Source organism: Methylobacter sp., from assembly GCF_004322395.1.
Classification (GTDB): Bacteria; Pseudomonadota; Gammaproteobacteria; order Methylococcales; family Methylomonadaceae; genus Methylobacter_A.
This window is the reverse complement of record NZ_SCTW01000013.1, coordinates 1-11,536: the sequence shown is the minus strand read 5'-3', so window position 1 is coordinate 11,536 and position 11,536 is coordinate 1. Positions and strand designations below refer to the sequence as shown.

Sequence of the window (11,536 nt, the reverse complement as noted above, 5' to 3'; positions counted from 1 at the left end):
GGATGTTGTTTATGTCTCGGATGCGATCTGAGTTCCGCAACCCCTGCGTGTTGAAGGTTCCGGCAGAGCTGGCTTTAAGCGATTGCCGCAACCGCACATTGCAGCAGATGTTTTTAATGTTGGGCTTGGGCGAACGCGCAGGTTCAAGCCTGCCGAAAATCCGTGATGCCTGGGAAAATGTTGGCTTTAAGGTCAAGCTGACGGACACTTTCGAACCTTACGACCAGACTTTGTTGCGGATTGAGAGGGTGGAACAGGCCAACGCCCGGAAAACTACCCAGAAAACTGCCGCCAAGCAGCAGGCCATTCTGGAGTTCATACAAGACAATCCCCAAGCGTCGAGGCGGGATATTGCCGAAGCGCTGGGAGACATTACTTCGGATGGCGTGAAATATCACCTACAGAAGTTACAGCAAGCAGGTCTGTTAACACGGGTTGGCGCTGACAAGGGCGGCTATTGGCACATTGTAAATGCCGGAGGGCAGGCGGATGAGTAAAACGATGTATCGCGGGTATTCAGGAGACAAATAGCCCCCATGACACCCCTCAAGATAGCCCCCAAGTTGTGCACCTCGTTCCCACGCTCTGCGTGGGAATGCATACCCAGCGTCAAGTCAGCCCCTGCATTCAACACAGTAACAGAGCTTTTAAGGCGAAAGCATAAAAGGGAATAATACATGGGTAGAAGCCGCTATGAATTTACCGATCCAAGTTTGCCGCATTTTATGACGGTAACTGTGCTGCATTGGATACCCGTGTTTACCCGTCCGGATACGGTCAATATTGTGCTCGATTCATTGCGTCACCTGAGTGCAGAGGGCTTAAAAGTGTATGCTTACGTGATTCTTGAAAATCATTTGCATCTCGTGGCACAGAGTCCTCAGTTGGACAGAGATATGGCGCGGTTTAAATCCTATACAGCCAAGCAATTGATTGTTTTTCTTGGTGAAAATAATGTTAAGACGATTCTTGACCAGCTCGCTTTTTATAAAAAAGCCCATAAAATCGACCGAGGCTATCAGTTTTGGCAGGAGGGTGTTCACCCTGAGCTGATTCAGTCGGATCCGATGATGCGTCAGAAAGTCGATTATATCCACCAAAATCCTGTAAAACGCGGATATGTGGACAAGCCTGAGCATTGGCGCTATTCCAGCGCCAGAAATTATGCAGGAGAGGACGGCTTGCTGGACGTTTGTAAGTTATGGTGAGATGGGCGTGCATTCGCATGGAGAGCACGCCTCGTTCCCACGCTCCCGCGTGGGAATGCAGACCGAGGCTAAGTCTGCCGCACATGCTTTGCAAACTCAGAATATTTTTCATCGCGTTTAACAAATCATTGCCGGGCTTTAGGGCCGTATGCATTCCCACGCGGGAGCGTGGGAACGAGGTGTTTCTGGTTGACCTTCCAGGTTTTTAAAACCAGGAAGGTCTGTACATCGTCTAATGCGTGGCTACACAGAGAATTAAACAAAACGGAATATAAACAATGAACGAAGAGCAATTGGAAAACCTCTGTCTGGAATGGTTCAGGGATAATGGCTGGGAGGTCGTTTACGGCCCGGACATTGCCCCGGATAGCGATAACCCGATGCGTAGCGACTACCGTAAAATCCTACTGGAAGCCGACTTGGAAGCGGCTTTTGCCCGAATCAATCCGCATTTGCCGGTCGGTTGTTTCGAGCAGGTATTGGCGAAGCTCAGCAAACCGGAAAGCCTGGATTTACTGACCAATAACCGCGGTTTCCATCGTTTTTTGTTGCAAGGGATTTCGGTTGAGTACAAAGCCCTCACCCCGACCCTCTCCCACGGGGAGAGGGAGGATATAGTTTACGATCATGCGTTTTTGCTGGATTTCGATAACGTGAAGCAAAACCGTTTTGTAGCGGTTAACCAATTTACCGTAACCGGCAGCAAACAGCCGCGCAGGCCGGATGTAATCTGCTTTATCAACGGCATTCCGTTCGCGGTGCTGGAGCTTAAAAGCCCAAGCGATGAAAACGCCGATATTTGGGATGCGTTTAACCAACTGCAAACTTACAAAGACGAAATCACTGATTTGTTTGTGTTCAATGAAGCGTTGGTGGTCAGTGACGGCTACACCGCCCGCGTGGGTTCGCTGACCGCCAATCAAGAGCGCTTCTTGCCCTGGCGCACCATCAAGCACGAAGATGACAAGCCGCTGCTGGAGTGGCAGTTGGAGACATTGGTGCGCGGCTTTTTCGAGCGCGAGTTATTCCTGGATTACCTGCGCTTTTTTATCCTGTTTGAAAGCGACGGTGAAACCATCATCAAGAAAATCGCCGGTTATCATCAGTTTCATGCGGTGCGCGAAGCGGTCAAAGCCACTGTGATTGCCGCGCAGGACATTCAAGGCATCACTGAAAAACGCGCTACTTATGGCGACGAAGTAATACCCGGCAGCAAAAAAGCCGGGGTGGTTTGGCATACGCAAGGCTCAGGCAAAAGCATATCGATGTGCTGTTACGCGGGTAAATTATTGCAGCAACCGGAAATGAATAACCCCACGCTGGTGGTCGTAACCGACCGCAACGATTTGGATGGGCAACTGTATGCGACGTTTTGCAATGCGCAGGAACTGTTAAAACAAACGCCGGTGCAAGCCAATGACCGTGACGAGCTGCGCCGCCTGCTGGCAGAGCGCGAATCGGGCGGCATTATTTTTACCACCGTGCAAAAGTTTGCGTTGCTGGATGATGAAGCGGTGCATCCCTTGCTGAATGGCCGCCATAATATTGTCGTGATGTCCGATGAAGCGCATCGCAGCCAGTACGGTTTGAAAGCCGTGCTGACCAAGGAGGGCGCGTATAAATACGGTTACGCCAAGCATATGCGCGATGCGTTGAAGAATGCGTCGTTTATCGGCTTTACCGGCACGCCGATTGCGCAGGAAGACAAGGATACCCGCGCGGTATTCGGCGAATACGTGTCCGTCTATGACATTCAGGATGCGGTGGACGATGGCGCAACCGTGCCCATTTATTATGAGTCCCGTTTGGCGAAGCTCGACTTGAATCACGCCGAAATTAACGAACTATCCGAGCAAGTCGAGGAACTGGTCGAAGACGACGAAGATGTCGGCACGCGCGAAAAAACCAAGGGCGAATGGAGCCGTTTGGAAAAACTGGTCGGCGCGACGCCGAGGCTGAAACAAGTCGCTGCCGATTTGGTCGCGCATTTTGAAACCCGCACCGAGAGCATGGACGGCAAAGCGATGATCGTGGGCATGAGCCGCGATATTTGTGCGCATTTGTACAATGAAATTGTTGCGCTGCGCCCCGAGTGGCATGATCCCGATCCGGAAAAAGGCGTCATCAAGGTGGTGATGACCGGCTCGGCGTCGGATAGGCCATTATTGCAGCCGCATATCTACAACAAGCAGACCAAGAAGCGTTTGGAAAAGCGCTTTAAGGATGCGAACGACCCGATGAAGTTGGTGATTGTGCGCGATATGTGGCTGACCGGCTTTGATGCGCCGTGCTGTCATACCATGTATGTCGACAAGCCGATGAAAGGCCATAACCTGATGCAGGCGATTGCTCGGGTCAACAGGGTGTTTAAGAACAAACCGGGCGGATTGGTAGTCGATTACATCGGCATTGCCAATGAATTAAAACAGGCGCTGAAAATCTATACCGATGCCAAAGGGAAGGGCGAACCGGCCTTGCGTGCCGAAGAAGCTTATGCCGTTTTGGCGGAAAAAATGGATGCGATTCGCGGCCTGTTTGCCAAGACGCCGCAAGCCGAAGGTTTGGATATGAGCGGCTATGAAACCCAGGCGCATAAGCTGTTGGTGCCGGCGGCCAACTATGTGCTTAGCTTGAAAGACGGCAAGAAGCGCTTTCTCGATCTGGTGTTGGCTGCTACTAAAGCTTATTCGCTGTGCAGCACGCTCGATGAAGCCAAAGAGCTGCGCAAGGAAATCGCGTTTTATGCGGCGATCAAGGCGGCTATATCCAAGTTCACGACCGTTGATAGAAAGCGCACCCAGGAAGAGAAAAATTCCGCGCTTAAGCAAATCCTGGACAACGCGGTCATTGCCGAAGGTGTAGCTGACGTGTTTGCGCTGTGCGGCCTGGATAATCCCAATATCGGCTTGCTTTCAGAGGAGTTTTTGGAGGATATCCGGCGCATGCCGCAACGTAATTTGGCCGTTGAGTTGTTGGAAAAACTGCTGAACGATAGCATTAAAGCCAAAACGCGCAATAACGTGGTGCAGGAGAAAAAATACGCCGAGCGCTTGCAAGAAACGCTACGCAAATACAACAACCGCGCTATCGAAACGGCGCAGGTCATAGAAGAGTTGATTCAAATGGCTAAGGATTTTCAGGCGGCTTTGGCGCATGAAGCCGCGTTGGGCTTAACGCCGGATGAAGTGGCCTTTTATGACGCGCTGGCGAATAACGAAAGCGCTGTGCGTGAATTGGGTGATGAAACTTTAAAGAAAATAGCCGTAGAAATCACCGAAAAGCTGCGTAAATCCACGACAGTCGATTGGCAGGTGCGCGACAGTGTCCGTGCTCAGCTCAAGATACTGGTTCGGCGGACTTTGCAGCGATACAAGTATCCGCCGGATAAGGCCGCAGAAGCGATTGAGCTTGTCATGAAGCAAGCTGAAACGCTGTCGAATTCATGGACGTCCTGAGGTGCAGTCAGACTGAATTAATCAGCTTTACTAAAAGCTTTGAATTGCCTAAGCTGCGGACTGACACCCAACAGGCTAAACGTGTGCGTGGCGAACAGTGAGGTAATTTACGATGCGGATTCCAACTCAAAAAGCCGTTTCTATGAGCAATCCGGACAGGTAGGTATGACGCTATCCAGCTACTCTGCCAGTCAAATCCGTTTCGCGCTAGGCGAATGCTCGCTGGGTTCGATTCTGGTGGCGATCAGCGAACGCGGCGTTTGTGCAATCGCCTTGGGCGATAATCCGGAAAGTTTAGTGCGAGATTTACAAGACAAGTTCCCACAAGCCGAACTGATCGGCGCCGACCATGATTTCGAGCAAATGTTCGCCAAGGTGGTGGGCTTTATCGAGGCGCCGGCTTTGGGGCTGGATTTACCGCTGGATGTGCGTGGCACGGCTTTTCAGCAACGGGTGTGGCAAGCCTTGCGTGAAATTCCAGCCGGTACAACTATCAGCTATTCCGAGATTGCGCAGCGCATCGGTGCGCCTAAAGCTGTCCGAGCCGTGGCCGGCGCTTGCGCGACCAACATTTTGGCCGTCGCGATACCCTGCCATCGGGTTGTCAGAACAGACGGCAGTTTGTCCGGTTACCGCTGGGGCGTCGAGCGTAAATCGGAATTGCTGCGTAGGGAAAATCGTTCATGATGGACACCGTATCAAATAATACTGTTCTGACTTGTTCGCTGGAACTGCCGAAACATTACCGTGCCGACGATATTCTGGCTTTTCATAATCGCGATGTTTTGGCTGTCGCCGAGTCTGTAGATGGTCATAGCTTGCGCAAAGGCTTGCTCTGGAATCATCAGGCCGCCTGTCTGACGATCCGTTTCAATAACAATAGCGCTGATGTCGAACTGGCTATCGACGGTTTAGCGACTACAAACGATGCCGATGCGTTGTTTAACTTGGTAAGGCGCATGTTGGGTTTGACTCAACAGGTAGAAGACTTCGAGCAAAGTTACCGGCAACATCCGCAACTCGGCATGTTGATCGCTCAGCAACCGGGGTTGCGTGTGCCAACGTCAGCGACTGTTTTCGAAGCCTTGAGCTGGGCAATCACTGGTCAGCAAATCAGTGTTAGCGCCGCAATTTCAATACGCCGTAAATTGATTCAGGCAGCAGGGGTAATGCACTCCAGCGGATTGGCTTGCTACCCGGATGCAAAACAGCTTGCCCTGTTAAGCGAAAGCGATTTGCGTCAAGCCGGATTTTCGCAAACCAAAGCACAAACTTTGCTGGTGGTAAGCCGGATGATCGAAATCGAGGAGCTCTCTTTGGAAAACGTAATTGGCACATCGAATATAGAGGAAATTCGCCGGCAATTGTTACAGATACGCGGCATCGGTCCGTGGACCGTTAATTATGCCTTGCTGCGCGGCTTCGGTTGGTTGGATGGATCGTTGCATGGGGATGTTGCGGTGCGGCACGGCTTGCAAGCGCTGCTGGGCAATGCCGACAAAATGACTGAACAACAAGCTCAGCAATGGCTGATGCCGTTTTCACCTTGGCGTGCGCTGGTTGCCGCCCATCTTTGGGCCTTTTCTATTCGCCAAGCCCGAGTTCGACGTTGCAATTCAACCGCAAGAAACCGAGCTTAAATCACCAACTCTTTCGTTCAGTTACTCTCGCAGAACATTACTACAGGGTTTATGTGCATACGGGCTTCTGGCAGCTTTTATTCTTTCATCCTTCAGGCCGGATTTTATGGCGATGAAATATCAACTGAACTTAGCCAAAATTCTCAGCCATTATCTGGTTCCTGCCATTACTTTTAGCTCGGTACATTGCTTCGTCTGCGCGCTCGATCAAGCTTTCTATCGAATCATTTATTTTATAGCCTGAGACACCGATGGAAAGCGTTACCTTTCCTATCGATTTTTTGTTGTCCTTACGTTTTAAAGGATACCGGGCTAATGAGCTTCTTATTTCTTCGGCAATCTCCATAGCTTTGTTAAACGATGTGTTGGGCATGATAACGGCCATTTCTTCACCGCCATAGCGTGCCGCAAAATGATGTCCGGCAATATGTTGTTTAATCAGATTTGCGGTATAACGAAGTACGCTATCCCCAGCTTGGTGGCCAAACATATCATTGACTTGTTTGAAATGGTCAAGGTCTAGAATAAGTAAGCAAAGTTCAAAATTGTTTTGTTTATGAGTTTCAATATATTCAGTAAGTTTTTGATCAAAAGCCCGGCGATTAAATAGACCTGTCAGAGCGTCTGTTTTTGCCGTTTCGCGTGCCTGAGCAAGCTCTTGGCGCAAAAACTGCATTTCTCTTTTACTTTCATCAAGCTGTACTTGTAGCGTCTTGCTGGTTTCGGCTAGATATTGAGTTTCCGCGATAATTTCGGCTAAAACTGTTTTGATTTCAGATAGGCCTTGGTTACTTTCCAGTTTCTTGCTCTGGTTCTGGAAATGTATTGTTGCCGCACTGGCTTTTTCACCCGTAGCGTCTATGGCTTCACCTGTTTTATTAATTAGCTGTAACAGGGTATGGTTTATTTTTTCCAGGGAATTGATCGAATTATCGCAAATATGTTTTTTAAAGAGTTTAATACTTAATTCAGACGTAAAAACAGTCTGCTTTCCAAGCAGTTCATCCAGTTCGTTGTTTAAATGAATATTTCTACCAATAATGTATTCATAAAAAATTGCAAAGTTAAGAGGATCGGCGGCAATTTTATTATTTGACATGAGAGGGAGTATTTGCCGGAGATATTCTGCATTTTGTTCGAATGTGGCATCGTATTTGGGAAGAAAAGTTATGCTATCGATTATCATTATTTAATCGTCAATGAAATACTGTTTAAAACATCAATTCTAACCAGCTGTACTATAATTTCAATTGAAATATAAGAAAAAGCTTACAATTTTAGTTAATAGTATGTATTTTTTTGATCAGCAAGATACTTAAATTCCATTTCATCCAAAAATCATTTAGCTTTAAGCATTTACTTTAATTTACTGAAGCAGTAAATTTTAAGAGAAGTATGATTTGCAGAATAAGCCTTATTGATCTGATTAAAGCCAGTTCTTTTTCTTGAAAAATCTCAGCAGAAATACCGATACGCCGATAAATACCACCCATAATGCCGGATAGCCCCATTTCAATTTCAGTTCCGGCATGTACTCGAAATTCATGCCGTAGACGCCGGCGATAAAGGTTAATGGAATAAAAATGGACGCAAACACGGTCAATATTTTCATGGTTTCGTTCATTTTGTTGCTGACGCTGGATAAATAAATGTCCAGCATACCGGCGATTAAATCCCGATATGATTCCATAGCTTCAGTCACGCGAATGACGTGGTCGTAAATATCGCCGAAGTAGCGTTTGGTTTTTTCATTGAGCAGTGGAGATTCGCTACGCTGAATGGAGGCGAGCAATTCCCGCATAGGAGATACGCTTCGGCGCAAAAAAATCAATTCACGTTTGATTTTCTGGATAATGTTCAAGGTTTGCGCCGATGGATCGGATAGCAATTCATCTTCAACATTTTCAATCAGTTCATCGAAGGTATCTTGTAGAGTAAAATACTCATCGACTATGGTATCCATGATGATATAGGTCAGGTAGTCCGTGCCAAGATTCCTGAGGTGGCTTTTACCGTTGTTAAGCCGGTTGAAGATTGGATCGAATATCCCATCCGGTTTTTCTTTGAAGGTGAAAACGAATTTATCCAACAGTAATAAACTGACCTGTTCATATTCCACATTAAATTCACCAGCGGTTATGGAAATCGCTTTTATCACAATATACAAATAATCATCAAATTCCTCGAATTTCGGGCGCTGATGAGTGTTAAGAATATCTTCGAGTATCAGCGCATGAATATTAAAATGTTGCCCGATCGCATCAATAATTGAAACGTCTTTCAAGCCATCGATAATCACCCAAGTGATGGTGTCGGTGGTCTGGTAGGGCAGCAGTTCGTCAATAGTTTGGATGGTGTGTTGGGTTAGCGACGATTTGTTGTAATCAATGACGGTGATTTTATGTTCGTGTTCATGCACTTCGCCGACATGCACCAGCGAGCCGGGCGGTAAGCCCGATTTTTCGGAAGCGTAACTCAGTGATTCAGGCATCGTTTATCCTTTTTGATAAATATTTTATCCGGTTACTGTATTCAAGCATAATGATGTACATTTTACCTGCATTGTAGGGGCGACCGGTGATCGCCTAAAGTATAACTTTTAGATTAAGGCTTTATACAGATGATACACAAACCGATGTTGGGCTGGCGCGAGTGGGTAGGATTGCCTGAACTTAATCTTGAGAAGATTAAGGCAAAAATCGATACCGGGGCGCGATCATCTGCGTTACATGCGTTCGCTATCGAGCCTTATCGAAAAGGCGGGCAACGCTGGGTGATGTTTGCAATTCATCCATTACAAAAACGTTGCGATGTGGCGATTGAATGCCATGCCGCGGTTAAAGACCGTCGAGTAGTGACGGATTCCGGCGGTCACAAGCAACGCCGTTATGTGATAGAAACCCAGCTGGTTCTGGGGCAGTCGGTGATAAAAGCTGAAATGACGCTGACCAATCGGGACAGCATGCGTTTTCGTATGTTGCTGGGGCGCACTGCGATGGGTGCACGATTTATCATCGACTCCAGCGCATCGTATTTGCAGGGCCGCCCCGACGCAGCTAAATACCAGCGGTTGTTGATGCCGGAAAAGCGCATAATCCCGGATGATTTAACAACAGTTAATGATATTTTTTAGAGTGTATGAGTAAGAAAAGTAAGATTGCATTTGTCTGCGAGCAATGCGGAGCGGATTTTCCTCGCTGGGGCGGCCAATGTACCAGTTGCGGCGAATGGAATACTATCAAAGAAGTCAGGCTGGGCGGGGCAGAGCGTAACAAAAGTTCGGCAGGTTATGCAGGAAGCCGGTCCGAGGTCAAATTATTATCGGATGTTAATCTTTCCCAGGCGGAGAGGATTTTTAGCGGAATTTCCGAATTCGACCGCGTTCTGGGCGGCGGAATTGTCTGCGGTAGTGTGGTGTTAATTGGTGGAGCGCCTGGAGCGGGCAAGAGTACGTTGTTGCTGCAAGCTATTGCCAATATTGCCGCGCGCGGGGTCAGCGTGCTGTATGTTTCCGGTGAGGAGTCGTTGCAACAGATTGCCGAAAGGGCGCATCGGCTCAAGCTGCCTGCGGACAAAATCATGATGTTGGCCGAAACCTCGGTGCAACAAATCTGTGATGTATTGGATGAAATCAAACCACAAATTCTGGTGATCGACTCGATTCAGGTTATGCATACCCAGGATACGGAATCGGCGCCGGGATCGGTTTCGCAAGTCAGGGAGTCGGCCAGCTATTTGACCCAATACGCCAAAAAACATGATGTGTCGATTTTTATGGTGGGGCATGTCACCAAGGATCAATCGCTGGCGGGGCCTATGACCTTAAGCCATATTGTCGATACGCAAGTGATGTTGGGGGCTACCGATGATGCCCGATTCAGGGTGTTAAGAGCGGATAAGAACCGCTTTGGCAGCGTCGGCGAGTTGGGTTTTTTCGCGATGGACAGTACCGGGCTAAAAGAGGTAAAAAATCCTTCAGCGATGTTTTTAAACAGGCCGGACAAACCTTCTTCTGGTAGTGTAGTTACCGTGCTGTGGGAGGGGACTCGGCCGCTGCTGGTGGAAATCCAGGCACTGGTGACCGAATGTCAGTACGGCAATCCGCGACGTTTGGCGGTGGGCTTCGATCAAAATCGTCTGGCGATGCTGCTTGCCGTATTATCGCGGCACGGCGGTATTTTTACCGCAAATGATGAGATTTATGCCAATGTGGTCGGCGGTATAAAGGTGACGGAAACCAGTTCCGATTTAGCCATTGTGGTGGGAGTCGTTTCCAGCTTGAGGGATAAAGTGATTCCGCACGATGCTTTCTTTTTCGGCGAAATCGGCTTGAGCGGCGAAATCAGGCCGGTAGCCAACGGTCATGCGCGGCTTAATGATGCAGCAAAACACGGTTTCAAAAAGGCGGTTATTCCTAAAGCGAATGCGCCTAAAAAACCTATTGAGGGCTTGGAAATTCACGGAGTCTCTACGCTCTCCGAGGCATTGGATACTCTTTCTGAGATGTGAAGGCAAGGCGCCGGATGGACTCTTTAATCTTTTAAACTGATGATATTAGCTGGTTAACGCCAACAAATCCCGCTCCAGCAAGGCGCTGCTGCCAAGATTAAGTTCAACCAATCGGCGTAGCTCGGAAATGCTGTCTATATCGATGTGCGCGCATTTAAAGCCTACTTTATTGCCAACAACATGCATTGGGGCCAGCTCCATTTTAATTTGGGCTTGCTCGGACAGATGTAATGAAAGGGTGTAGAGTTTTTCCGGGTCTTCTTCCCAAGGGAACTCAAAACCTAATAAACAGCCTTTTAAGGACAGATCGGTAATTTCACAGTTCCAAGTCTTTTCTTCGCAGCTTAAAGTGGCTGTCGCCGTGTAAAGAATGCGGTGGAAATGACGGCTATCGTTGCTTTCTAATGGTTGCATGGGTTTAATTCAAAAAGAATTGCAGGGATGTGTTGTCGACAACCAGCACATCATTCGTGTTTAATTTTAGCGACTTATCGTTTAAAGGTTCATTATTTACGGTAATCGTGCCGCTGTTTTCCAGTACTGACACGAAATAGCCGTCTTTTCTCTTTGAGATTACAATAACGCCGTTACCATTATGGCCAAGCCGTGTCATAGAGTTTTTTAATTGCAGGATTTTACCAATATTATTGCCGTTCATGATTTGTAAATTGGCGACAGAATTATGCTGCAATCCGCCGCCAATTTCCTGATTAAGTGATTTTAC

The 11,536-nt window shown here is 48.0% G+C and carries 10 protein-coding genes and 1 pseudogene; 7 read left to right on the top strand and 4 right to left on the bottom strand.

The window, feature by feature from the left end; translation table 11 throughout:
• The first annotated feature begins 11 nt into the window (after window positions 1-11).
• The 5 genes from EPO18_RS02275 to EPO18_RS02255 all read left to right on the top strand — a co-directional run bounded on the left by EPO18_RS02275 (window position 12) and on the right by EPO18_RS02255 (window position 6,303).
• Window positions 12-497, top strand: a complete 486-nt coding sequence (locus EPO18_RS02275; RefSeq protein WP_292429941.1) for a winged helix-turn-helix transcriptional regulator — start codon at window positions 12-14, stop codon at window positions 495-497.
• 180 nt (window positions 498-677) lie between these two features.
• The gene (locus EPO18_RS02270; RefSeq protein ID WP_292429939.1) at window positions 678-1,208 is read left to right on the top strand and encodes an REP-associated tyrosine transposase; all 531 of its coding nucleotides are present in this window, start codon (window positions 678-680) and stop codon (window positions 1,206-1,208) included.
• A 278-nt stretch (window positions 1,209-1,486) separates the two neighbouring features.
• Window positions 1,487-4,663: a type I restriction endonuclease subunit R gene (locus EPO18_RS02265; RefSeq protein WP_292429938.1), complete on the top strand. Its 3,177-nt coding sequence runs from the start codon at window positions 1,487-1,489 to the stop codon at window positions 4,661-4,663.
• 87 nt (window positions 4,664-4,750) lie between these two features.
• Window positions 4,751-5,350, top strand: a complete 600-nt coding sequence (locus EPO18_RS02260; RefSeq protein WP_292429934.1) for a methylated-DNA--[protein]-cysteine S-methyltransferase — start codon at window positions 4,751-4,753, stop codon at window positions 5,348-5,350.
• On the top strand, window positions 5,347-6,303 hold the full coding sequence (locus tag EPO18_RS02255) for a DNA-3-methyladenine glycosylase family protein (protein WP_292429931.1): 957 nt from the start codon (window positions 5,347-5,349) through the stop codon (window positions 6,301-6,303). Before EPO18_RS02260 ends, EPO18_RS02255 begins: the two co-directional genes overlap by 4 nt.
• A 130-nt stretch (window positions 6,304-6,433) precedes the next feature.
• Here EPO18_RS02255 and EPO18_RS02250 read toward each other — a convergent pair whose 3' ends face one another.
• Window positions 6,434-7,489, bottom strand: coding sequence for a GGDEF domain-containing protein (locus EPO18_RS02250; protein WP_292429928.1), 1,056 nt, complete (start codon window positions 7,487-7,489; stop codon window positions 6,434-6,436).
• Between the two features lie 240 nt (window positions 7,490-7,729).
• Entirely contained in the window at window positions 7,730-8,794 is a 1,065-nt protein-coding gene (corA, locus tag EPO18_RS02245; RefSeq protein WP_292429926.1) for a magnesium/cobalt transporter CorA, read from the bottom strand.
• A 129-nt stretch (window positions 8,795-8,923) separates the two neighbouring features.
• Between corA and EPO18_RS02240 the strand changes: the two genes are divergently transcribed.
• Together EPO18_RS02240 and radA are read left to right on the top strand one after the other, a co-directional pair.
• Window positions 8,924-9,436: an ATP-dependent zinc protease family protein gene (locus EPO18_RS02240; RefSeq protein ID WP_292429924.1), complete on the top strand. Its 513-nt coding sequence runs from the start codon at window positions 8,924-8,926 to the stop codon at window positions 9,434-9,436.
• 5 nt (window positions 9,437-9,441) lie between these two features.
• Window positions 9,442-10,812 carry a DNA repair protein RadA gene (radA, locus tag EPO18_RS02235; protein ID WP_292429921.1) on the top strand — a complete coding sequence of 457 codons (1,371 nt, stop codon included), beginning with the start codon at window positions 9,442-9,444 and terminating at the stop codon, window positions 10,810-10,812.
• Between the two features lie 45 nt (window positions 10,813-10,857).
• Here the strand turns inward: radA and EPO18_RS02230 are convergent, their stop codons facing one another.
• A complete protein-coding gene (locus tag EPO18_RS02230; protein ID WP_292429919.1) occupies window positions 10,858-11,226 on the bottom strand; it encodes a PilZ domain-containing protein in 369 nt (122 codons plus the stop codon).
• 4 nt (window positions 11,227-11,230) lie between these two features.
• A pseudogene (locus tag EPO18_RS02225) lies at window positions 11,231-11,536 on the bottom strand (FHA domain-containing protein); the annotation flags it as partial.

Bases quoted from the DNA above. Each gene is read 5' to 3' on its own strand.
- EPO18_RS02270 (WP_292429939.1), top strand. From the start codon at position 678: ATGGGTAGAAGCCGCTATGAATTTACCGATCCAAGTTTGCCGCATTTT.
- EPO18_RS02240 (WP_292429924.1), top strand. From the start codon at position 8,924: ATGATACACAAACCGATGTTGGGCTGGCGCGAGTGGGTAGGATTGCCT.
- EPO18_RS02230 (WP_292429919.1), bottom strand. From the start codon at position 11,226: ATGCAACCATTAGAAAGCAACGATAGCCGTCATTTCCACCGCATTCTT.
- EPO18_RS02265 (WP_292429938.1), top strand. From the start codon at position 1,487: ATGAACGAAGAGCAATTGGAAAACCTCTGTCTGGAATGGTTCAGGGAT.
- EPO18_RS02250 (WP_292429928.1), bottom strand. From the start codon at position 7,489: ATGATAATCGATAGCATAACTTTTCTTCCCAAATACGATGCCACATTC.
- EPO18_RS02275 (WP_292429941.1), top strand. From the start codon at position 12: ATGTCTCGGATGCGATCTGAGTTCCGCAACCCCTGCGTGTTGAAGGTT.
- corA (WP_292429926.1), bottom strand. From the start codon at position 8,794: ATGCCTGAATCACTGAGTTACGCTTCCGAAAAATCGGGCTTACCGCCC.
- EPO18_RS02255 (WP_292429931.1), top strand. From the start codon at position 5,347: ATGATGGACACCGTATCAAATAATACTGTTCTGACTTGTTCGCTGGAA.
- radA (WP_292429921.1), top strand. From the start codon at position 9,442: ATGAGTAAGAAAAGTAAGATTGCATTTGTCTGCGAGCAATGCGGAGCG.